At 46.3% G+C, this 22924-nt stretch carries 24 protein-coding genes; 15 read left to right on the top strand and 9 right to left on the bottom strand.

Annotation, left to right across the window (positions count from 1 at the left end; all coding sequences use genetic code 11):
* Positions 1-109: 109 nt before the first annotated feature.
* The 3 genes from infA to aat form a co-directional block, all read right to left on the bottom strand.
* Positions 110-328: a translation initiation factor IF-1 gene (gene infA / locus CKQ84_RS21255; protein ID WP_006081934.1), complete on the bottom strand. Its 219-nt coding sequence runs from the start codon at positions 326-328 to the stop codon at positions 110-112.
* An 82-nt stretch (positions 329-410) separates the two neighbouring features.
* Entirely contained in the window at positions 411-1121 is a 711-nt protein-coding gene (locus CKQ84_RS21250) for an arginyltransferase (RefSeq protein WP_105252670.1), read from the bottom strand.
* On the bottom strand, positions 1108-1821 hold the full coding sequence (gene aat / locus CKQ84_RS21245) for a leucyl/phenylalanyl-tRNA--protein transferase (RefSeq protein WP_105252669.1): 714 nt from the start codon (positions 1819-1821) through the stop codon (positions 1108-1110). The genes CKQ84_RS21250 and aat overlap by 14 nt, the downstream gene beginning before the upstream one ends.
* A 54-nt stretch (positions 1822-1875) precedes the next feature.
* On the opposite strand from aat, the gene CKQ84_RS21240 reads away from it, so the two are divergent.
* Entirely contained in the window at positions 1876-2346 is a 471-nt protein-coding gene (locus tag CKQ84_RS21240) for a glycine zipper 2TM domain-containing protein (protein WP_105252668.1), read from the top strand.
* A 53-nt stretch (positions 2347-2399) separates the two neighbouring features.
* Positions 2400-3152, top strand: a complete 753-nt coding sequence (locus CKQ84_RS21235; RefSeq protein ID WP_105252667.1) for a Nif3-like dinuclear metal center hexameric protein — start codon at positions 2400-2402, stop codon at positions 3150-3152.
* A gap of 156 nt (positions 3153-3308) precedes the next feature.
* On the opposite strand, the gene CKQ84_RS21230 is transcribed toward CKQ84_RS21235, so the two are convergent.
* Positions 3309-4265 (bottom strand): AEC family transporter, encoded by a 957-nt coding sequence (locus tag CKQ84_RS21230; RefSeq protein ID WP_105252666.1) that lies wholly within the window; start codon positions 4263-4265, stop codon positions 3309-3311.
* 275 nt (positions 4266-4540) lie between these two features.
* Entirely contained in the window at positions 4541-6610 is a 2070-nt protein-coding gene (metG, locus tag CKQ84_RS21225; protein ID WP_105252665.1) for a methionine--tRNA ligase, read from the bottom strand.
* A gap of 160 nt (positions 6611-6770) precedes the next feature.
* Between metG and apbC the strand changes: the two genes are divergently transcribed.
* From apbC to CKQ84_RS21180, 9 genes are all read left to right on the top strand, one after another.
* Positions 6771-7886, top strand: a complete 1116-nt coding sequence (gene apbC, locus CKQ84_RS21220) for an iron-sulfur cluster carrier protein ApbC (RefSeq protein WP_006086266.1) — start codon at positions 6771-6773, stop codon at positions 7884-7886.
* A gap of 11 nt (positions 7887-7897) precedes the next feature.
* On the top strand, positions 7898-8536 hold the full coding sequence (gene udk, locus CKQ84_RS21215) for a uridine kinase (RefSeq protein WP_028759746.1): 639 nt from the start codon (positions 7898-7900) through the stop codon (positions 8534-8536).
* A 31-nt stretch (positions 8537-8567) separates the two neighbouring features.
* Positions 8568-9149, top strand: coding sequence for a dCTP deaminase (dcd, locus tag CKQ84_RS21210; RefSeq protein ID WP_028759747.1), 582 nt, complete (start codon positions 8568-8570; stop codon positions 9147-9149).
* Positions 9150-9154: 5 nt separating this feature from the next.
* Entirely contained in the window at positions 9155-9964 is an 810-nt protein-coding gene (pabC, locus tag CKQ84_RS21205; RefSeq protein ID WP_105252664.1) for an aminodeoxychorismate lyase, read from the top strand.
* Positions 9961-10998, top strand: a complete 1038-nt coding sequence (mltG, locus tag CKQ84_RS21200; protein WP_105252663.1) for an endolytic transglycosylase MltG — start codon at positions 9961-9963, stop codon at positions 10996-10998. Before pabC ends, mltG begins: the two co-directional genes overlap by 4 nt.
* Before the next feature lie 22 nt (positions 10999-11020).
* A complete protein-coding gene (tmk, locus tag CKQ84_RS21195; protein WP_028759750.1) occupies positions 11021-11647 on the top strand; it encodes a dTMP kinase in 627 nt (208 codons plus the stop codon).
* Entirely contained in the window at positions 11641-12597 is a 957-nt protein-coding gene (holB, locus tag CKQ84_RS21190; RefSeq protein ID WP_105252662.1) for a DNA polymerase III subunit delta', read from the top strand. Before tmk ends, holB begins: the two co-directional genes overlap by 7 nt.
* A gap of 6 nt (positions 12598-12603) precedes the next feature.
* Positions 12604-12930 carry a PilZ domain-containing protein gene (locus CKQ84_RS21185; protein ID WP_028759752.1) on the top strand — a complete coding sequence of 109 codons (327 nt, stop codon included), beginning with the start codon at positions 12604-12606 and terminating at the stop codon, positions 12928-12930.
* 133 nt (positions 12931-13063) lie between these two features.
* Positions 13064-13852 (top strand): TatD family hydrolase, encoded by a 789-nt coding sequence (locus tag CKQ84_RS21180; RefSeq protein ID WP_105252661.1) that lies wholly within the window; start codon positions 13064-13066, stop codon positions 13850-13852.
* Positions 13853-14093: 241 nt separating this feature from the next.
* On the opposite strand, the gene rsmF is transcribed toward CKQ84_RS21180, so the two are convergent.
* Entirely contained in the window at positions 14094-15539 is a 1446-nt protein-coding gene (rsmF, locus tag CKQ84_RS21175) for a 16S rRNA (cytosine(1407)-C(5))-methyltransferase RsmF (RefSeq protein ID WP_105252660.1), read from the bottom strand.
* 224 nt (positions 15540-15763) lie between these two features.
* On the opposite strand from rsmF, the gene CKQ84_RS21170 reads away from it, so the two are divergent.
* Positions 15764-16990 (top strand): nucleoside recognition domain-containing protein, encoded by a 1227-nt coding sequence (locus tag CKQ84_RS21170; RefSeq protein WP_105252659.1) that lies wholly within the window; start codon positions 15764-15766, stop codon positions 16988-16990.
* Positions 16991-17133: 143 nt separating this feature from the next.
* Here the strand turns inward: CKQ84_RS21170 and CKQ84_RS21165 are convergent, their stop codons facing one another.
* The 3 genes from CKQ84_RS21165 to CKQ84_RS21155 are packed head-to-tail and all read right to left on the bottom strand — an operon-like array spanning position 17134 to position 21011.
* On the bottom strand, positions 17134-19773 hold the full coding sequence (locus CKQ84_RS21165; RefSeq protein WP_105252658.1) for a PqiB family protein: 2640 nt from the start codon (positions 19771-19773) through the stop codon (positions 17134-17136).
* A complete protein-coding gene (locus tag CKQ84_RS21160; protein ID WP_105252657.1) occupies positions 19760-20377 on the bottom strand; it encodes a paraquat-inducible protein A in 618 nt (205 codons plus the stop codon). The genes CKQ84_RS21165 and CKQ84_RS21160 overlap by 14 nt, the downstream gene beginning before the upstream one ends.
* Position 20378: 1 nt before the next feature.
* The gene (locus CKQ84_RS21155; RefSeq protein ID WP_105252656.1) at positions 20379-21011 is read right to left on the bottom strand and encodes a paraquat-inducible protein A; all 633 of its coding nucleotides are present in this window, start codon (positions 21009-21011) and stop codon (positions 20379-20381) included.
* A 206-nt stretch (positions 21012-21217) separates the two neighbouring features.
* Here CKQ84_RS21155 and CKQ84_RS21150 point away from each other — a divergent pair, with 206 nt between their 5' ends.
* The 3 genes from CKQ84_RS21150 (at position 21218) to proQ (ending at position 22903) form a co-directional block, all read left to right on the top strand.
* A complete protein-coding gene (locus tag CKQ84_RS21150) occupies positions 21218-21517 on the top strand; it encodes a YebG family protein (protein WP_105252655.1) in 300 nt (99 codons plus the stop codon).
* Between the two features lie 17 nt (positions 21518-21534).
* Positions 21535-21993, top strand: a complete 459-nt coding sequence (locus CKQ84_RS21145) for a GAF domain-containing protein (protein ID WP_105252654.1) — start codon at positions 21535-21537, stop codon at positions 21991-21993.
* Between the two features lie 280 nt (positions 21994-22273).
* The gene (gene proQ, locus CKQ84_RS21140; RefSeq protein ID WP_028759761.1) at positions 22274-22903 is read left to right on the top strand and encodes an RNA chaperone ProQ; all 630 of its coding nucleotides are present in this window, start codon (positions 22274-22276) and stop codon (positions 22901-22903) included.
* The last annotated feature ends 21 nt before the right edge of the window (positions 22904-22924 follow it).

Below are 22924 nucleotides of genomic sequence, written 5' to 3'. Positions count from 1 at the left end.
TTATCCATTAGTTTTAGACATAAAAATGGCTGCAATTGCAGCCATTTTTTTCATCTTTCGCAAACAAAAAAACCCGGCCTTGCCGGGTTTTTAAATCTAAGAGGCTATATCAGCGTGCGCGGAAGACAATGCGACCTTTGGTCAGATCATAAGGAGTCAGCTGGACGGTAACTTTATCGCCAGTGAGGATCCGGATGTAATTTTTACGCATTTTGCCTGAAATGTGGGCTATCACCACATGACCATTTTCAAGCTCTACACGAAACATTGTGTTTGGCAAGGTTTCAAGGATAGTGCCTTGCATTTCAATGTTGTCTTCTTTCGCCATTAATTAATTATCCCATTAGCCTTCGAATATAAAAAACGGGCGTATCATGCCCCAAATTCCCCCCGCTGTAAAGGGGAAGTACTTAGCAAACTTGGGAATACTCCCAGCCCGTCGGTGTCAGAATTTGATAAGGGCGATACAAACGCTTGTAAGACATCTTACGGTTTTCATCTATTTGATATCCGAGATAAACAAATTCTTTATTCATGAGTTTCGCCAGTCGACACTGAATTAAAATTAACAGTGCGCCGAGGGAGCGATGTTCTTCGTCGGGGTCAAAATAGCTGTAAATTGCCGAAAGACTATTGGGCAAACTATCAGTGACCGCAACTGCCAATAATTTATTTCCATCATAGACTTCGACAAACGTTGGCGGTAACCAATGGCAAAAAAGAAAGTGATTATATTGATCTTCACTCGGGGGAAACATGGGGCCGTCAAAATGTCGCCCACGAATGTAATGTTCATACAGGGCATATTGTTCGGCGGTTTGCTCCGATGTTATACGCCAGGTCAGATCTTGGTTTTTTGCTAAAGTGCGTTTTTGGCGTTTCGATGGGACAAATTCATGCGTTGGCACACGGATTGGTTGGCATGCACTGCATCTAGGGCAGCGAGGTTTGTAGATAGAGCTACCACTGCGGCGAAAACCCACCGCGAGCAAACGCTCAAATAAAATGGGATCGAGCGTATCTTCTTGGATGACGAGTAGCTGCTCCTGCTGGCCATCAAGGTAGCTGCAGGGAAATATTTGACTGATACCGATAGCGATCGACGCTTTACTCGAGTTCAAGGATGACCTCTTTAGTGGCCCAAGTATTTGGGTCCACGGGATTGTTTCTCAGTTCGCTCAGTAACGTTATAAAATCAATGCGTTTAATAGCTTTAGCTCCCAAACTTTCTAGGTGGGGATTCATCACTTGTGCGTCGATGAGTTTGAATCCCATCTTGAGTAAATGTTGTTGCAGTGCGGCAACGGCGGCCTTGGACGCATTGGTTTTACGGTGAAACATGGATTCGCCGCAAAATACTTGGCCGATCGCTAAGCCGTAAAGCCCACCGATTAAACGTTCACCTTCCCACACTTCAATGGAGTGGGCATGACCTGTGTGATGCAATTCGCGATAGGCCATTTGAATTTCTTGGGTGATCCAAGTGCCGCTCTGTTTTTCTCTTGGCTGCGCACATCCCGCCATCACATCGGTGAAAGCGTGATTGATTGTGATCCGCCAAGGTTGTTTTTTTAAGTATTTACGCAGGCTGGTGCTGATGTGAATTTCACCTAGAATAAACACGGCGCGGGGATCCGGTGACCACCATAGGATGGGATCGTCAGAATTAAACCAAGGAAAAATACCGTTGTAGTAAGCAGAGAGTAAACGTTCAGGACGTAAGTCGCCGCCGATAGCCAATAAACCATTAGGATCGGTCAAGGCGAGCTCGGGCGAAGGAAAAGCGTCAAATTCGTGATTCAGGAAAGACAGTGACTTCACAATTGAGTATGATTTAGTTATAGACCTTATTATTAAGTTAGCGGAAATTCAGATATGTGGAAACCTACTCTAGCAAGCTTTATGTTTATTTTTGCTTTTATCATCAGCCCCGCTAATGCTGGCTATGATCGCAATCAAGCCGTGCCAGTTGAGAAAGTACTCTATGGCGATATCACTTCGGTACGTAATATCACCGAAACCCAGTTAATTGAAGACCGTAATCAAGGTTGGAAAACCTTCGGTGGCGCCTTAGCGGGTGGGGTGATTGGTAATCAGTTTGGTGGCGGGTCGGGTCGAGATGTGGCGACGATTTTAGGTGCCTTGATTGGTGGGGGTATCGGTAACCGTTATGGTAGCGGTACTAGCGTGCAATCGCTTAAGCTGGTGGAACTGATGATCAATCAAGAAGATGGTACTCAGGTCATGGTGATCCAAGATTACGATGCTGGCATGACGTTTAACGCGGGTGACAGAGTTCGAGTTGTGTACCTGCAAGGTGGCGTGCGTGTTGATATCGCGATGTAAGCGATTGTCTCATCTTGAATAAGTGCTCATCTTCAGTAACGGACGGTAATGCAATGACACGGACAGAACTAAGCCAATATTTAGCCGATTTTTTACATGTGTCGGCCTTTAAGGATTACGCACCCAATGGGCTGCAGGTAGAAGGCAAGAATGAGATCCACACCTTAGTCACGGGCGTGACAGCGTGTCAGGCCTTGATCGATGAAGCGATTCGATTAAACGCCGATGCGATATTGGTTCATCACGGCTTTTTTTGGAAGAATGAACCTGAAGTGATCACAGGCATGAAACAACGCCGAATTAAGGCGCTGCTCAAGCATGATATTAGCTTGTTTGGGTATCATTTACCCTTAGATGCCCACCCAATGCTCGGTAATAACGCGACTTTGGGGAGACAGCTTGGGATCGTCGACGCAGAAGCCATCGAAGAGGTGGCTCAGGGGCTACTGTGGCGTGGAAAACTTGATCTTGCAGTCAGTGCTAGCGAATTTTCTCACACTCTTGAGAATGCGTTAGGCAGAGCCCCACTGCACATTGGTGATCGCGATGCTAAGATCCAACATGTAGCTTGGTGTACTGGTGGCGCACAGGATTATATCGATGTTGCGGCGAGTTTAGGTGTGGATGCGTTTATCAGTGGTGAAGTGTCCGAGCGAACGTTCCATAGTGCGGTAGAGCAGGGCATACATTATTTTGCGGCGGGGCACCATGCGACAGAACGTTTTGGCATTCAAGCCTTAGGCCGTCACCTCGCCCGCGAGTTTGATCTCGTGCACCATTTTGTGGATATCACCAATCCGGTCTAATCCATTCATAAAGCGGCTTATGATGACCATCTAACTGTTTTATTCCTAAACGAAAGGCGAGCATGGCTCGCCTTTTTTATTGTGGTTTATTATTACTTATAGTCACTCAAATCCGTTTCTCTAGCGTTTGTGCAATCAGCTCTTAGCCTTTAGCTGCTAGATCAGCCCAAAAGTGGACAATACAAAGATGCCTAAGGTGCACGTGATCAGCGAGCAGACTGTGGTTAGCGCAATAATATTGGCCGCAAGGGGCGCATTGCCACCCATGGCGCGCGCCATCACATAGCTTGCGGCTGCGGTGGGTGCAGAACTCATTAAAAAGACCATTGCTAACTCAATCCCTCGATAACCCAACATCAAGGCCCCAATAGTGATAAAAAGCGGGGCAAAGATCAGTTTCAATGCGGTCGAGAACCAAGTTGTATGCTTTTCATGTTTGAGTGAACCAATATCGAGCGAGCCGCCGGTACACAGTAGCGCTAATGGCAGGGTCATATTGGCAAAGTATTGTCCCGCATCGAGCACCATTTTCGGTACTGGAATAGCAAGCAAATAGAAAAAGATGCCGGCCATAATGGCAATGATCAACGGATTTTTGGTGATGGTCTTGATGATCACGCCAAATGCACGTTGGCTGGATTCTTCACCTTTAGGGCTTAGGCAAATAACCGCTTGAATGTTATACAGCAGCGTCATCGAGGCAACATAGACTGCGGCTAAGGCAACACCAGAACTCCCATAGGCGTTGGAAACGTAAGCTAAGCCAATAATCGCGGTATTGGCCCTAAAACCCCCTTGAATGATCACACCTTGGTCTTTGTGCTTGGGAAATAGCCGCCCAGTTGCATAGGTGGAGAGTATAAAAAACAGGAAATTGGCCGCTAAACCATAGCCAATCAAGGGCGCACTGGAGGCGAGATCGTGATTGGAGCTAATGATGCTAAGGAACAGCAAGGCTGGCAGCGTCACGTTAAAGACTAATCTTGATGCGACATCAATAAAGTTTTCATTGATGATTTGGGTGCGTTTTAGGATCACACCGAGCGCTAACATCAAACAGATGGGGCCCGTAATCGAGGCCGAAAACAGCAACTGCTCAACGATATTTCCCATAACGACTCCTCGAGTTATTCATTTAGCACTGCGTCGATTTTAGACTTGTCACTGATATGAATGTCACATTGCCGTGAATATCTTGTCGATAGAAATACGAGTTTTAACTCGGTCTCTTAAACCACTCAGTTAAAATTAAATGGCTTAAACTCAGTCTTTTAAAAGACTGCGTGACACTTGCGACCACGAATCGGCTCAAACAATCGATATCAACAAATAAGGCCACATAAAATGCGGCCTTATTGATTTTTCGAGCACTATCTAGCTAGCGCTGATTACTTAACCCGCATGCCAGGCTGTGCGCCTTCATGGGGTTCTAAAATCCACAGGTCGCTGCCACCAGGGCCAGCGGCCAAAACCATGCCTTCTGACATACCAAAACGCATCTTACGTGGCGCTAAGTTAGCCACCATCACAGTTAGTTTGCCTTCAAGGTCTTCTGGCGAATATGCCGATTTGATCCCTGCAAACACTTGGCGTGTTTCGCCACCGATGTCGAGCTGCAACTTCAGTAACTTGTCAGCGTCAGCAACATGCTCGGCTTTCACGATACGAGCGATACGCAGGTCGATTTTCGCAAAATCATCAAAGTTGATGGTTTCACTAATAGGATCGTTAACCAGAGGCTCACTGCTGACATTAGATGATTCAACCGTTTTTTCAGGCGCAGCCGTCTTTGGTGCATCGGCCGTGACTTGCAGGTTATCCTTGGAGTCGGCAACCATAGCATTGACTTTATCCAGCTCAACACGTTGCATCATGGCTTTGAATGGCGCGATTTCATGACCCGCTAAATCTTGGTTCAATGCACTCCAAGTGAGCGGTAGTTGGAAAAAGGCTTCCACATCTTGGGCTAAACGTGGCAATACAGGTTTGAGATACGTCACTAGAATACGGAACAGATTCAAGGCATTTGAACACACTTGATGGGCCGCTTCCTGTTGATCATCGTGTTTTACCATTTGCCAAGGCGCAGCATCGGCTACAAAACCGTTAGCAATATCCGCCAGTGCCATGATTTCGCGCATTGCTTTGCCGTATTCGCGCGACTCGTAAAATTCGGCAATCACCTCTTGCTTGGCTAGAAACGCCTCAGTCAGTGTGGTGTCGTTAATTTTCGCTAGCTTGCCATCGAAACGTTTAGTGATAAAACCTGCGGTGCGCGAGGCTAAGTTCACTAGCTTACCGACTAAGTCTGAATTCACGCGCTGGGCGAAATCTTCGAGATTTAAATCTAAATCGTCGATACGGCTGCTGAGTTTGGCGGCGTAGTAGTAACGTAAATATTCAGGATCTAAATGATCTAAATAAGTTCGCGCTTTGATGAAAGTGCCTTTGGATTTTGACATCTTAGCGCCGTTGACCGTCACATAGCCGTGGGCATAGACGCTGTTTGGCTGGCGGTAACCAGAGCCGTGTAACATGGCTGGCCAAAACAGACTGTGGAAGTAGACTATGTCTTTACCGATGAAGTGATAAACCTCGGCGGTTGAATCTTTGCCCCAGAATTCCTCAAAGCTCAGCTCAGGGCGTTTGTCACAGAGGTTTTTGAACGAACCCATATAACCGATAGGCGCATCTAGCCAAACGTAGAAATACTTGCCTGGCGCATCGGGAATTTCGAAACCAAAATACGGTGCATCACGGGTGATATCCCATTGCTGCAGACCTTGCTCGAACCATTCGTCGAGTTTATTGGCCATTTCGACTTGCAGGGCACCAGAGCGAGTCCACTCTTTTAGCATGCCTTCGAAGGCGGGCAGGTCGAAGAAAAAGTGCTCAGTGTCTTTCATCACTGGTGTCGCACCCGATACTGCTGATTTTGGATTGATGAGCTCAGTTGGGCTGTAAGTCGCGCCGCAGGCATCACAGTTATCGCCGTATTGATCCGGTGACTTACACTTAGGACAAGTGCCTTTTACGAAGCGGTCTGGCAGGAACATGGATTTCTCAGGATCGAACAGCTGAGAAATACTCTTGCTCTTGATATAGCCATTCGCACGTAGCTTGAGATAAATATCACTCGCCAGTACGCGGTTTTCATCGCTGTGGGTGCTGTGATAGTTATCGAAGGCGATATTGAAATCGGCAAAATCCTGCTGATGTTCTTTGTTCACTTGGGCAATCATGTCTTCTGGCGCTATGCCTAATTGCTGTGCTTTAAGCATGATTGGCGTGCCATGGGCGTCATCGGCACAAATATAGTGGCACTCATGTCCACGAAGCTTTTGATAACGCGACCAGATATCTGTCTGTATGTATTCCAGCATGTGACCTAAATGTATCGGTCCGTTTGCATAGGGAAGTGCGCTGGTCACGAGAATTTTACGTTGTGAAGTTGCCATCTTGTCTCAAATATCGTGGTGGGCCAAAAATATTGGTAGAGATACTAACCGATTACAGGATGATTTTCATCAAAACCTGAGCCAATTGAGCTAAATCTGCGCTAATGTTTTCTGCATTATCTGGTACACTTGGGCAAATTTATTGGTGGGGGTAATTCTTTTGTCTTCAACTCAAACTGATTATCGTCTGAATGACGATCTTCTCGGGCCAGTTCTGGCTATTCTCGATTCATTTGTTGACCCGTATCTCGCGAAAGGGTTAGTGAGCGCAGGATGCGTAAATAAGCTGGCATTGGAAGGTAAGCGTTTGCAGCTTGGCTTAGTCTATCCATACCCTTGTATGACTCAGTATCGCGACACTGTCATGGCGCTGACGAATAAGTTAGCGGTGCTCGATGCTATTGATGAAGTCGAGTGTGAAATCGATTTTCAACCTAAAGCCTACTCAGCGTTATCTTCTATTGCGCCGATTGCCAATGTGAAGCAAGTGATTGCCGTAGCCTCAGGTAAGGGCGGCGTGGGTAAGTCAACCACAGCGGTGAACTTAGCTTTGGCATTAGCGGCCGAAGGTGCGCAGGTGGGTATTCTCGATGCCGATATTTACGGCCCGTCAGTGCCTATGATGTTAGGTATCCCTAATTTCAGACCGCTTTCCCCCGATGGCAAACATATGACAGCCGCCAGTGCCCATGGTATTGCCGCGCAGTCGATTGGTTTTATGCTCAGTGGTGATGAAGCTGCCGTGTGGCGTGGCCCAATGGCCGCGGGCGCGTTGGCCCAGTTACTGAATGAAACCCAATGGCCAGAACTGGATTATTTAGTCGTTGATATGCCACCAGGCACAGGGGATATTCAGCTCACGTTATCGCAAAAAGTCCCTGTGAGCGGCGCTGTTATCGTGACTACACCGCAGGATATCGCGCTGGCCGATGCCAAGAAGGGCATCAATATGTTCCAGAAAGTGAACATTCCTGTGCTGGGTATAGTCGAGAACATGAGTTTCCATTTATGTCCTGAGTGTGGTCATAAAGAACATCCATTTGGAACTCACGGCGGCAGTAAAATCGCTGAACGCTATCAAGTTCCACTGTTAGGCGCTTTGCCGCTGCACATCAATATCCGTGAAGCCATGGATAATGGTGCGCCGACCGTCGTTGCCGATCCTGACAGTGAAGTCGCAGCTCTTTATCGGGAAATTGCCCGTAAAGTGGGCGCAGAATTGGCTTTAAAGCAAAGCCAGAAAACAGTTTCTATTAGTGTTTCAGATGACGAGTAAGGTTTAAGGGTATGAATTCTCAGCAGTGTGTCATTATTGCAATTGCTGGCGCGTCAGCATCGGGCAAAAGTTTAATTGCCAAAACGATTTTTGACGAATTGCGCCGCGATTTAGGCACAGATCAAATTGGGGTAATTAATGAAGACGCGTACTATCGCGATCAGAGTCATTTATCCATGGATGAACGGGTATTAACGAATTACGATCATCCAAAAGCGCTGGACCATCAATTGTTGTGCACGCATTTACAGTTGCTCAAGTCTGGCGAAGCTGTTGATATCCCTTGTTATAGCTATACAGAACATACACGCACTGCAGAAACCTTAAAGATGACACCGAAAAAGGTGATCATTTTAGAAGGTATCTTATTGCTGACCGATCCTAAGTTACGTGCCCTGATGGACGCGAGTGTGTTTATGGACACGCCGCTGGACATTTGTTTCCTACGTCGCTTAACTCGTGATGTGGCCGAGCGGGGCCGTACTATGGAGTCTGTGATTTCACAGTACAAGAAAACCGTGCGTCCTATGTTCTTACAGTTTATCGAACCCTCGAAACAATACGCCGATATTATCGTTCCCCGTGGCGGCAAAAATCGTATTGCGACCGATATTTTAAAGACTCGTATCCAACATTTACTGGCAAAATAACGACATAAAAACTCAAGGAGTAATAGGCAAGATGCGCTTAACCGATATCGAAATTGAACAGGCCCTTGATAACGGCACTATCGTAATAGAACCTCGCCCAGGCATAGAAGCTATTTCAGGCGTCAGTGTTGATGTGCGCTTAGGTGGACAGTTTCGCGTCTTTAAAGATCATACCGCGCCTTTTATCGACTTGAGTGGTCCAAGTGCTGAGATGCAAGCGGCGCTCGATCGGGTGATGAGTGAGATTATCGAAATCCCCGATGGCGAAGCATTTTTCTTGCATCCTGGCGAATTGGCTTTGGCTGTGACTTACGAGAGCGTAACTTTACCTGCTGATATCGTCGGTTGGCTTGATGGCCGTTCGTCTCTAGCGCGTTTAGGCCTGATGGTACACGTAACTGCGCACCGTATCGATCCGGGTTGGCAAGGTAAAATTGTGCTCGAGTTTTATAACAGCGGCAAGTTACCTTTAGCTTTGCGTCCACGCATGACTATAGGTGCGCTTAACTTTGAACGCTTAAATCATGCGGTTGCACGTCCTTATAACACCCGTAAGAGTGCCAAGTACAAAGATCAGCAAGAAGCGGTGGCTAGCCGTATCAGTCAGGACTAACACGCGTGTTCTGGGTGAATGGCGCATCGCAGGCAAGTGTCGACCCTTCCGATCGAGGGCTTGCCTACGGTGATGGTCTGTTTGCAACGATGCGAACGGACGCTGAGGGGATTATGTTTTTTGAAGCCCACCAAGCCCGTTTAACCGCAGGCGCCGCAAGGCTTGGATTTCAATGGCAAATGAGTGAAGCATTGCAACAGCAACTGAATACCTTAGCCATTGAATATCCTCATCATTGCATTAAGTTAATCGTTTCCCGTGGTGCTGGTGGCCGTGGCTATACACCGCCAGAAATGGTTAATCCTACCGAAATCGTCTCAGTTCATACTATCCCCGGCCATTATGCTCAGTGGCAGCAACAGGGTATTAGCCTTAAAACTTCGTCGGTACGATTGGGTTTGCAGCCTCTGTTGGCAGGGATGAAGCATTTAAATCGACTCGAACAAGTTTTGATTAAATCGCACTCTTTACCGCAGGGATTTGATGACTGGTTAGTCAAAGATATCGAGGAGAATGTGATTGAATCTTCGATGGCGAATGTGTTTTTTATCAAAGATAATCGCATTATCACGCCTTCATTAGCCCTGTGTGGCGTGGCGGGTGTGATGCGCGAACAGATAATGTTGGCCTTGCTTGAACAGAACATGAATATCGAATGTTTGCCCGTTGGCGCCGAGCGTTTAATCGAATTTGACTCAGCGTTTATCACTAACAGCGTTTTAGGGATTGTGGATGTACTGGCGATAGACTCGCTCAAGTTCACCCGTGCTCCGATTACCGCGCAACTTAGACAGACACTTTCACTCACTCTATGAAAAAAATCATTATTATCGCCAGTTCAACCCTGTTGACCTTGCTAACCTTAGTCTGTTTGGGTGCCTTTTGGGGCTATCAAACAGTTGTCGAATACAGTCAAACGCCGCTGAGTCTCAGCGAGCCTAAAGAGTTGAAGGTTGAACGTGGCACCAGTGTAAATCAACTGGCGCAGCAACTTGCCGATGACGGCGTTATTCAAGATACGTGGAAACTCAAATGGCTGCTTAAGTTCCGTCCTGAGCTTGCCAAAATTCGCACGGGACTTTATGAAATATCACCTTCACAAACGATTACTGATTTACTTAATGATTTGATCGCCGGCAAAGTAAAAACCTTCAGTTTGACCTTAGTTGAAGGTAAAACTATTGTGGAATGGGAACAACAGCTTACCAGTGCACCGCATTTACAAATGTCACCAGAAGCATTTGCAGCGGTATTGATGGCACAAGGCGATGATTCTGGTTTGCCTGAGGGAAAATTCTTCCCCGACACTTATCATTATACCGCCGAGGCGGATGCTAAAGTCATGCTGACTCAAAGCTATAAAATGATGGAGCAGGAGCTTGCCAAAGCGTGGGCGGAACGGGCGCCTAATTTACCGTTAAAATCGCCCTATGAAATGCTGATTTTGGCATCGATAGTTGAAAAGGAAACCGGCCAAGCCCATGAGCGTGAGCAAATCGCCGGTGTATTTGTTAATCGTCTTAACCTAGGTATGCGTCTGCAAACCGATCCGACCGTTATTTACGGTATGGGCGATCGCTATAAGGGCAATATCACCCGCAAAGATTTAGTTGAAGAGACGCCTTTTAATACTTATCGCATCTTTGGATTGCCGCCGACGCCGATAGCTGCACCGAGTAAAGCCTCATTGATGGCCGTGTCTAAGCCCGCCAGTGTGAGTTACCTTTATTTTGTATCGCGCAACGATGGCACCCATGTGTTTTCAACCACGCTTGAAGAACACAATCATGCTGTAGACGTCTATCAGCGTAAGACAAAACCAGCGACGCCAGAAAAATCACCAAAGTAAAAATGCAGAGAAAGAAAATCCAATGTCAGTTTTTGCAAAATTTATCGTTATTGAAGGCTTAGAAGGCGCAGGTAAGTCGAGTGCGATTAACCTTATTCGCGACTTTATTGAAAAGCATACGGGTAAAGCACCGATTTGCACCCGCGAACCGGGCGGTACACCATTGGCTGAACGTATCCGTGATTTAGTTAAGATTGCCGATGCGAACGATCCCCTGTGTGATGAGGCCGAGTGTTTACTCATTTATGCTGCCAGAGCTCAGTTAGTTGCCAATGTCATAAAGCCCGCGCTTGCGCAAGGGCAATGGGTATTGGGTGATAGACACAATCTATCGTCATTAGCTTATCAAGGTGGTGGCAGAGGGTTAATGCCGTTAGTGGAAGCGGTGAGCACTGCAACACTAAAGGGATTTAAACCCGATCTTACTTTGTACTTAGATTTAGATCCTAAGCTTGGGCTTACCCGTGCAGCTAAACGTGGTGAGCTTGATAGAATTGAGCAACAAGCGATTGATTTCTTTGAGCGAGCACGCGCTACATATCTCAAACTTGCCAGCGAAGACGACAGTATTGTGGTTATAGACGCGAGCCAAACGATGGCCGAAGTGCACAAAGATATCTTAGCCGTGCTTCAGGCGATGGTATGGTAGCCGAGTCCGGATTTACGGCTGAGCAATTACCTTGGCTCGAAGGGCCAAGACAGGCATTTTTAGCGCAATTAGCGTGTCAAAAAATACCTCACGCACAACTCGTGGGCATTGATTCAGCCTATGGCGGTGAGTTGCTGAGTGTGTTTATGGCACGCGCGGCTATGTGTTTGCAGCCAACGCCTGTGGGAGCGTGCGGTTTTTGCAAGTCTTGTCAGCTCTATGATGCGGGCAATCATCCTGATTTTTATCATATCGCCGCCGATGGCAATCAAATTAAAGTCGATCAAATTCGTGAGCTGTGTACGCGTCTGACAGCCACCGCACAGCAAAGTGGCAGGCGTGTAGCGATTATCCACCACAGCGAGCGTCTTAACTCCGCTGCCGCGAACGCACTCCTTAAAACCCTTGAGGAGCCAGGTAAGGACACCTTACTGATTTTGCAGTCGGATACGCCAGCACGTTTGATGGCGACGGTTAGCAGTCGTTGTCAACGCATTCCTTTTGTCGTTCCTAGTCGAGAGGTCATCAAAAACTGGCTTGCCCAGCGATGTGGTATTCAAGAGGATGTAACTTGGTGTTTGAGTGTGGTGGGTGGGCCGTTAAAGTTGGCTGAGAGCTTGCAGTCTGAGGGTAGCCAACAGAGTCGGTATCAATCCTTGCTACAATTTCGCAAAGATTGGGCACAAAGTTTGTCGTCTGGTCATCTGTGTGCTAGTTTGTTAATAATAAGTGAACAACAAATAATTGATGTTCTTAAGGTTTTGTACCTACTTATACGACAGGTTTTACTGAAAAATAGCCATCAAGATGCGTTTGTTCATGCGCAGCTCGGGAATTTGGCGGCTAAGATCATGGGAATGTGTCATAGCTTAAGCACAATGCCGAGCGTCAATTATCTGGCCCTGTGTCAAAGTTATGTCTTAGAATATAGAGAGATAACAAATAAGTAATATGCCATGGTAGATCTCGTCGTTAATTTTGATACCTTACATCAGTTATATCGTGCCTATATGCCTTTTATTAAGCCGGCAGGATTATTTATTGCGACTAGTGAAAGTCATTATCTTGGCCAACCGCTGACGATTGCGTATCGTTTACCCGGCGCAACCCTCACTAATGAATTTCGTGGTGTTGTGGTGTGGATTAATCCCTTAGGAGCGTCGGGTGGCCGCCCTGTGGGGATTGGCATTAAAATTATTTCTGAGCCAGATAGCCATAAACACCATATCGAAAAGTTACTGTCCCGCGAACTCGCTTCTGGCGATCTAACCTGCACTATGTAAGTTGGCCCGCATTATTGCTCTGGTTTAAACGTTTGCTCACTGCCTAAACTGGCTATTTACTTCTGTTGAATTTGACCTCGATCTCTTGGCTGGGTATCCTTGTCGTCCTTTGTTACTCTGCTTGGAAATCCTTGTGCTTATTGATTCACACTGCCATCTCGATCGCCTCAAAGCGGCGCCTGATCAACAAACCTTAGAACAGATTCTTGCTAATGCTAAAGCTCGTGGCGTGGACTATATGTTGTGCGTGAATGTACGCCAGCAAGGATTTGAATCGATGCGAGATAAAGTTGCAGCCTTCGAACAGGTATTTTTGTCATCGGGTGTGCATCCATTAGACGTTAAAGAAGGCCTCGATGTTCAGCAAATTCGTCGCTTTGCCACCGATCCTAAAGTGGTCGCGATTGGTGAAACGGGGTTAGATTATTTTTATGCCGACGAAACTAAACTGCTGCAACAACAATGTTTTGAGCAGCAGATTGCCCTTGCTGTCGAAGTGAATAAACCTCTAATTGTCCATACCCGTGATGCACGTGAAGATACGATCAATATGCTTAAGCAGGGTAACGCGGATAACGTTGGCGGCGTGCTGCATTGCTTTACCGAGAACTGGGAGATGGCGAAAGCGGCGATTGATCTCGGCTTTTATATTTCGGTTTCTGGCATAGTCACTTTTAAAAATGCGGGTGATCTGCGAACCGTTATTCGCAAAGTGCCTCAGGATCGTCTGCTAGTTGAAACGGACTCGCCTTATTTGGCGCCGATCCCACACCGTGGACAAGAAAATCAGCCTGCCTATGTGCGTGATGTGGCTGAGTTTGTGGCAGAGCTTAGAGGTGAGCGTTACGAAGATCTTGCTGAATACACCAGCAATAACTTCTTTAATTTATTCAAAGATGCAGCGCGTTTAGTTGGCCGTTAGCTGCAAGTGCTTTGAATCACTTTATGCGATTGTGTGATTGTTAGCGTACAGGCATAAAAAAAGGCCCAAAACGATTAAAGCTGTTTGGGCCTAGGGGAATGGCTCATTGAAGAGCCGTGCGCTACAGGTGAAAGCGCCATGCAGTGCGCTTTACAATAGACTCAGTGTAGTCGAGCTTTTGTCTTATAGTCGCGCTCACTTTCCTCTTTTTTAGGTTATTTATCGCTAAAAAACAGCGAAATTATAACGATTTTGTCTGTTCTGGTAGCAGTAACACTTTATCTTTCACTAAGTCTCTGGGTAGATTGTTTTTTAACTTATTGCCTAAATGTTTCGCCATGCCTAATGGTGCTCCGCCATAACAGACGATCACTTCACCTTGAGCTTTCACTGCGGTGTTTAGGGCAATATCTCGCCCCATCAAATACTCTTTCGCTTCAACATCGCTCACATTGACCGTTTTTGCGGTTGGGCTGAGCTGTTTTCCTGCTAATGCAATAATCGCTTCATGGCGGACTTTAAAGCCGTGTTTACTGTTATCGGCGAGTTTAATGCCAATACGCTGAAAGCGCATACGGCCGATAAAAGCGTTGAATTCATGCGGGAATAGCCAGAATTCATCATCGCGAACCATGATGAGTTCGTCCGGTAAGCTGATGCCTAAATCCTGCTGAAAATAGTCTTTGATCCCTTGGGCTTGTTTCGCTGATGCGGGCGTGAAGGGAAAGTTTTTCTGTAGTGTAGGCTCTGGTTGTAAACGCGGCACTGAGGCCGTTTTTGTCAATTTAGCGACAAAGAAACCTTCACTGTCGTAAATCTGTGGCCAGACATGTAAGAAGCCTTCGGGCGTTGTAGCTCGATCTGCACCATCAAATAAATCGCTTAAGGATTCAAATTGCACCGCATTGCCGTAGACTTGTTTTAAATACTCGCACACGCCTTGGTTTTCGAGGCGGTTTAAGGTGCAGGTTGAGTAGACCAAACTGCCACCGGGTTTCAGGGCGAGAAACGCCGATTCGATTAAGGCTTTTTGGGTTTCGCTAATCGCCAGCACATCGTCTAGGCTCCAGTGTTTTAGCGCATCGGCGTCTTTACGCACTGTACCTTCACCGCCACAGGGTGCATCGATAAGCACGGCATCAAAACTTTCGTACAGGTATTCGCCAAATACACGGCCATCGAAATGGGTGAGGGCGCAGTGGCTCGCGCCCATGCGCAGCACATTGGCGTGCAATACTTTTACGCGGCTCGCCGAATACTCATTAGCCACCAATAAGCCTTGGTTTCGCATCAATGCGGCCATTTGAGTGGTTTTTGAACCGGGTGCGGAGGCGAGATCGAGTACGCACTGCCAATGTGCATTCGGTGTAAAAAGTGCGGTCGGCGGCAACATAGAGCTGGCTTCTTGAATGTAGAATAGGCCCTGAATGTGCTCTAAGGCATTGCCGAGTTGTTCTTCTTCGTCGTAACTGATCCAAAATCCGTCTTCACACCAAGGAATAGGATCGAACGTCCAGCCCTTAGGTTGCATCAAGGTCTTAAAGTCGTCACTGCTGATTTTTAAGGTATTGACCCGAATTGAACGTCTAAGCGGCCTGTCGCAGGCGGCAATAAACTCGTCCATGGATAAATGGGCGGGGAGTTCTTGGGTGATTGTATCGATAAAATTTTGATTTAATTGGACCATTGATTTCATTGAACCATAGGAAAATAGACTGTGTATCAACTGGCGCGAGTATATCATAATCCCTTATTGGGTCTGAGATTTTCTCCCGAGCAGCCAAGGCTGCTATTGTGATTTAATGTTTATACTTTGACGATTTCAGCGATATCAGAATGAGTCGCCATAAAGCTAGCACTCAGTAGCCATGAGCTAATAGAATAAAAACAAATAAAAATAAGGGGATTAGCGTGCTGAATCGTGTGTGGTTGGCTTTTTTTATCACGGCATTGCTGGCAATAGCGGTGCAACTGTTCAATGGGTACATAGAAGTCCTATCGGCTTCGGTCGTCGCATTATTTGCTAGCGCTAAGCTTGCCGCTGAAATTTCCCTTGGGCTGATTGGCGTGCTTTCTCTGTGGATGGGATTGATGCAGGTAGGAGAAAAGGCTGGCGTTGTCGGCGCTATTGCCTTTGTGTTTGAGCCATTACTGCGCCGTTTGATGCCTGAAGTGCCCAAGGGGCATCCGGCCTTTGGCAGTATTACGATGAATTTAACAGCGAATATCTTTGGGTTAGATAATGCCGCCACGCCACTTGGTCTAAAGGCGATGCATGATTTGCAGAGTTTAAATCCGCTAAAAACCGTGGCGACCAATGCGCAAATCTTATTTTTAGTACTCAATACTTCCTCTGTGACCTTAGTGCCTGTGACGGTATTCCTTTATCGTGCCCAGCAAGGTGCCGCTGCGCCTGCGGATATTTTCTTGCCGATTTTACTGGCCACTTCAGCATCGACATTGGCGGGTTTGCTGGTTGTGGCGTTAGTGCAGCGAATTTCATTATTAAACTCAGTGGTGCTCGGTTATGGTGCCTTGATGCTCTCAGGGTTAGTGGCGAGTGGTTTTTATCTGATGACTTTAAGTGCTGATGCCATTGGCACAGTGTCGACGGCAATGGGCAATGGTATCTTGCTGTTATTGGTATTTACCTTCGTGATTGTTGCGGGCATCCGTAAGGTGGCGGTTTATGATGAGTTTATTGAAGGGGCGAAGGCGGGTTTTGCTCAATCTATCCAGTTGATCCCTTATTTGCTCGCCATGTTATTAGCGATTGGTTTACTGCGCGCATCCGGCGCCTTGGATTATCTGTTGCACTTGATTGCCACTGGTGTGCGGATATTGGGTTTTGATACGCGTTTTGTCGATGCAATGCCGACCGCACTGATGAAACCTTTTAGTGGCTCAGGCGCCAGAGCTATGATGCTTGAGACAATGGATCACCACGGAGTAGATTCCTTTGCGGGTCGATTAGCGGCGATTTTTCAGGGTAGCACTGAAACCACTTTCTATGTTCTCGCTGTGTATTTTGGTTCTGTGGGTATTCGCCATGGACGCCACGCCTTGGCTTGCGGTTTAACTGCGGACTTTGCTGGGATCAGCGCCGCGATTGCTGTTTGCTATTGGTTTTATGGTTAACAGGATGGCAAGTGTCTTGAGCACCCTAGAATGTGCCAATAACAGTTCGAGAAGCTAAAAATAAATCAGGCGCATTATGCGCCTGATTTATTTGTAAGAGCTTTAATATTAGTGCGTTGGTGTAAGTATTTTGATGAAAAGAATTACTGGGCTGGTGCCCATTGCTGCCATTCGTTTTCGGCTTTGTGTTGTAATCTTAATACTGTGCCAGTCGCTAAATGATTACCCTCTTGAGTCGTGTCCTTAGTCGCCACATTGATGCCGCCAGCGAGTAAGGTTTCCAGCGAGCCCGCTTCGATTTGGGCACCAGAGAAGAGGCCTACATCGACTTTAATCCCTGAGGCATCCCAGAACTGACTGCTTTGATTCACTAAGTGACTGTACTGTGCCTCGATATGGGCCTGCATCAATACACTATTCCCCTGTGTCGATAGGCTATAACCGTCGATTTGACCGACTTTAATCCCTCGGAAGAAGATAGGTGTGCCGACTTTCATTGAGCCTAGGCTAGTATCTTCTAGAATGAATTTCAGCGCATCTTCGGCAACATTGGCATAGCTGCTGGCAGCGAGGTTGGCAACAAACTGGGTCGCTTTTTGACTACTCTTACCCGGTAAGACTCCTATGTAAGGACCTGTGATCAGCGTTTCTGGCGCTTTGATCCCCGCCAGAGAAATTTGTGCATCCACTAAATGATATTCACAGTCACTGCGGCTGAAATGTTCGGCATATTCCCCGTAGAGATATGCGCTAGCTGTGAGTGTATTAAGATCCGCATTGAGCTTCACCTGCGACACTTCACCCACTTGATGACCTTGATAACGAATCGCGGCCTTGGCCGTAAGCTTGCTGGAGGCGGGTAATGTGAGGCGAATTGCCTGCGCCTGACTTAATGCCAACTGCTTGCTCTCATAGAGTTTTAACGGGATTGTATTGCTCACTTTGTCATTGCTATCAAGCAATCCCAGACTGATGCTGCCCTTTAATGCCCCTTGTAGCGGGGCAACGGCGACATCAATACCGGCAAGACTGGCACTGATATCCACAGCGCTGTTACGCCAGAATACTTTTGGCATTTTCAGCAAGGGTTGAAACTGTTTGTCGATAGCGAGCTTGATAGTGAAGTCTTCGGTTTTGCTTTGCCAGTTCACTGAGTCAACTGTGCCAATTTGCATTTTTTTATAGTAAATCGGTGAGCCTTGGCTGACATCGGCGCCATCTTGACTGATTAACGTTAAATGCACTTGCTGCTGACGATCATAAAAAGCTGTCGCGGCATCCACAGAGCTAAAGAGGGTCAGAGCGCTGTTAGCAGCTAAAGGTGTGTCGCTGTGACCTTGGATCAAGCTAACTGCACCTTGAGTGAGCGTTGTAAAATCCCTTGCTTTGACTGATACACCGTCTAACGATGCGTTTACCGTTAATGCTGACTCAGGCACAAAATAGCTGTCGCTGCGAATTAGACTGGCAAACTCAGGTTGTAGCTCGAGTTGGTATTCCACTGCCGATAAATCTTTGGTTAACTTAACCGCAAGCACTGAACCGATGGGTATTTGCTTGAAGCGAACTTGAGCGCCCGCTGAAATGCCCATGTTTTCGGCTGAGGTTAAGGTCAAGAAACGCTTCTTCGATTGCAGTAAATCAGGTGCCTTTGATTGTAAGGCAAAGCTGCTTGGTACCGCGCTTTTGGTGTTTATGCCTGGCAGGAAGTTGATCACGCTACCTGTCAGTAAGCGTTCTGGATTCTTAATGCCTGAGAGGGAAATATCAGCACCTTCAAGCCAAAACACCCCGTCGTTAGTTAACAGTGAACCGTATTGAGGTTCAAACTTAGCCACGGCTGTAACACCATTGGACGTGAGTTGTTTACTTAAAATACTGCCAATGCTCATGCCGCGATAAACGATGCGGGTACCTTTGTCGACACCGTTAGCATCAGCCATGGTTAGGTTTATTTCTATGCCGCCAAGGGCGGTGGTTTCTGAATCATAAAGCGAAAAAACGTCACCGTTTTTAGCTATGTCTGCTTTATCGTCAGAGCTGAAACTCACGCCGCCAGCCAGAATGGACGCCAAACTCTCTGAACTGACTTTAACCCCAGTTAGTGAAGCATCAATTTTGACGCCAGAAACATTCCAAAAGTGAGAGTTTTTCTTCACTAATCGCGCGTATTGCTCTTGAATGAAAGCGCTGATAATGACTCTTTGATTGCCATCTAAACGATAGCTGACCACGCTACCCACGGGGATTTGGCGGAAAAATATTGGCGAGCCAACATCGAGCGAGCCGAGTTTATCGGAGGTCAATTCGACCATCACACCTTCTGAGCCGATTTGCATCGGCGGCGGTTGGCGTTCTGCTTCAAAAAATGTCGAGGCATTACCTTTCCCTGGTTGGATAGCAATATAGTTACCCGAAAACAGCGCATCTAAGCCTTCAACACCTGTAATACTTGCTTTAGGTGTGACAAGCCAGAAGAGGGTTTCTTTATTCAAGAAAGGCTTAGCACGGTAGTCCATCATGACCTTGACGTTCACGCCTTTGAGATCTTCATCTATGCCAATGTCTTTCACTTTACCGACAGCCAAACCTTGGTATTTGACTAAGGTTTTACCTACATCAATCCCAGTGGCGCTCGGAAAGTGAATTTGAATTTCAACCCCCGATTCTTTAATGCTCTTAATGCCCAGCCAAGCACCTAATGCCAACGCGACAATAGGAAGCAGCCAAATGGGCGAAAAGAGTTTTTTCTTTACAACTTTCGGCGATTCAATTTGTGTCATCTTGAGGTTCCAATCGATCCCAGAGTAAACGAGTGTCTAAAACTTTTGCGGCTAACTGAGTTAACAGAATAACCAAGGCAAATGCGGTAGCCGCAGGCGCGGGTTTCGCGTCGAGTAATTGTCCCATGTTCACTAATGCCACTGTGATTGAGATGACAAATAAATCGAGCATTGACCAGCGGCCAATCCATTCGATGATGTGAAAACCCACCATCAATTTCTTTTTTGAAATCGGAATGTCAAAACTGATCGCACACAGATAAATGGATAAGCCGATGATTTTAATCCATGGTACTAAAATACTGGCGGTAAACACTATGATGGCAATAGGCAGCATATCTGAATGCACTAAATGCAAAATGCCCGAAAAAATTGTGTCGTGCCGCACTTGCCCTTGATTGGTCAGCATAGTGATAGGGTAAATGTTGGCTGGCACCAGTAAGATGGCAGCGGTAATCAACAAAGCCCAACTTTTTTGCAGGCTGGAATAGTCTCTGACGTGCAACTCAGTTTCACAGCGCTGACAGTGCGTGAGTTCACTGCTGTTGAGTTGGCGACACACTTTACAGAGACATAGGCCGATATCTTTACCTTGTTGTTTCATATCAGCTATGACCTTCCAATAACGTCCACATATGTTCTAAGTCGTATTCTCTTTGTAGAAACAAGGTCACGAGAAACAGCATAGTGAAGCAAAATGTGCCCATACCAAAATAAATGTCCGAAAAATCAGATAGCTGAAATGATGAAACTAAGAAGCTGATCACATAAATTTCCAGCATAGTGAGTTGCGATAAGACGCCATGAAATTTTAACAACTGCTTCAATGAGTTACGCCAAAAAAGGCTACTCAATCCCCATTTCACAATTAAAATCTGTGTCAATATCGATAACAGTAATAAGCCTGGACCTATCACAGCTGCGGCAAGTACGGCGACACCTACAACCCAATAGCCTTGGTCAAATACTGCAAATGCCCCTTGGAAAACCGTAGTAGTACGAATACTACCGAAAAAGTGGATCTCGAGTACGGGTAAAAAATTGGCAGGGAAATAAAACACTAATGCCGAAATACATAGGGCTAACATACCATTCACAGAGCAGTATGGCGTGTCATAAAGTGCAGTGCTGCAACGAGGACAGATTGCTCTAACGCCGCTAGGCAAGGCACGTTTGCGGACTGCTAAATCGCAGGAGCGGCATAGGATTACTGAATTTTCTGCTGCGTTTTCATGCATATAAAAATATATATTAGCCTAATAGGAGTAATAACAGCGAGAACGGTGCAAAGTGTCGTGCTAGTTAGCTGTTAAGCCACGTCTAGCGCTTTATAATCTTGGCAACGAAAGTACGCTAATAATATCAGATTAATCAGAACACTTGCATCACAAGTTCAATCTATGTCACTCTAGTTACTGTATATAAAAACAGTGCGAGGGCAGTCATGGCAGTAATAACACAGTTTGTCGTGGTCAGAGAAGGGGTTGAAAAGATGACATTCACATCTAAGAAGGAGGCTGATGCCTACGATAAGATGCTCGATATCGCCGATAACCTTATCCCCTTCATTCAAAAAGCTGATTTGGGTATAGATGAAAGTGTGGGCGAAAAGCTCGCATTCTATTTTGCTAACAATAAAGATGAGCTGACGAACTTGCTTAAAGGCGCCGTTCAGGTTAATAGTACGCCAACGAATCCGCCTGCAGCGAAAAAAGCGGCTAAAAAGACCGAAGCAGCAGAATAAAATTGTTAGGAAATGTAATGAAATCGAAATTTTATGAGTCACTTAACCGTCAAGCCTTGGCCTTGTTGGAAGGGGAAGATGACCTTGTTGCAGCGATGGCGAATTTTTCAGCCTTGCTCAATGATAATTTAACTGAGCTGAACTGGGTGGGATTCTACGTCATGTGTGGCGAACAACTGGTACTTGGCCCGTTTCAAGGTAAAGTGGCTTGTACACGCATTCCGTTAGGAAAAGGTGTGTGTGGTACAGCAGCATTCACTAATCAAACTCAGCGAGTGGCTGATGTCCATCAATTTGATGGTCATATTGCCTGTGATTCTGCCAGTAATTCTGAAATCGTTGTGCCAGTTCGTGCGCAAGGTAACGTGGTTGCCGTGCTCGATATTGACAGTCCTATCTTCGATCGTTTCGATGAAGAAGACCAAAAGGGGCTGGAATTACTGGTTAAAAGTTTTGAAAACTGCCTATTTGATTAATTTGCGTACAATAACGCATAATTCATAGTCGCAATCGGTGGCGTGCGCCTTATAATATGCGCCTGCACGCATTAAGCTGGTTTGATTGGCATGCAATGAATAAGCTTAGTGTTTTGAGCTGTCAAAATTTGTTAAGGTATATTTTTTAACTTTAGTAAACGCGGCTAGGATGCTAATTTGTACGTTGACTCAATATTGAGTTTAACGAAGATAAACGACATGTAAGAAGCTGATATATATCACCTCGAATCGATGTCCCTTTTTGACTGTGGAAGTAATGATGGAATCAACAGAAAAGTTGACCGACACCAATGCAATTTTGGCGTATTTGTATGAAACATTTCCTTTGTGCTTTATTGCTGAAGGTGAAACTAAGCCATTAAAAATCGGATTGTTTCAAGATTTGGCTGAAAGGTTGGCTGATGATTCTAAAGTCAGTAAAACTCAGCTCAGAGTTGCCTTGAGACGTTACACCAGCAGCTGGCGCTATTTAAAGTGCGTTAAAGCAGGCGCACAACGCGTAAACCTGGATGGCGAACCTTGCGGCGAGTTAGAGCAAGAGCACATTGATCATGCTCAAGCCATGTTGAAAGAGAGTCAGGATAAGGCCAAAGCGAAACGTGCAGCACTTGCACCTAAGCCTGCGGCGAAGAAAGCACCTAAAAAGGTGGCCGTTCCTCAGCGTCCTAAAACTGAGCGTCCTGCTAAGCCTGCACCAAAAGCTGCAGCGCCAGTCGTCAATTATGTTCAAGCACAATTGACTGATTTAACGAAAAAACAACGCGTCAATGTTAAATTAGGTATGACACCCGTAGCCGGTGTGATTACTGACATTAACAAGGAAGATATTCATGTTCAGCTTGATAGTGGCCTAACGATTAAAGTTAGAGCAGAACATATCCTGCTGTAATCATTTATTAAAACGGAGTAA

Origin of the sequence: Shewanella sp. WE21, assembly GCF_002966515.1 — a bacterium.
Classification (GTDB): domain Bacteria; phylum Pseudomonadota; class Gammaproteobacteria; order Enterobacterales; family Shewanellaceae; genus Shewanella; species Shewanella oncorhynchi.
This window is presented reverse-complemented; position numbering and strand designations above follow the sequence as displayed.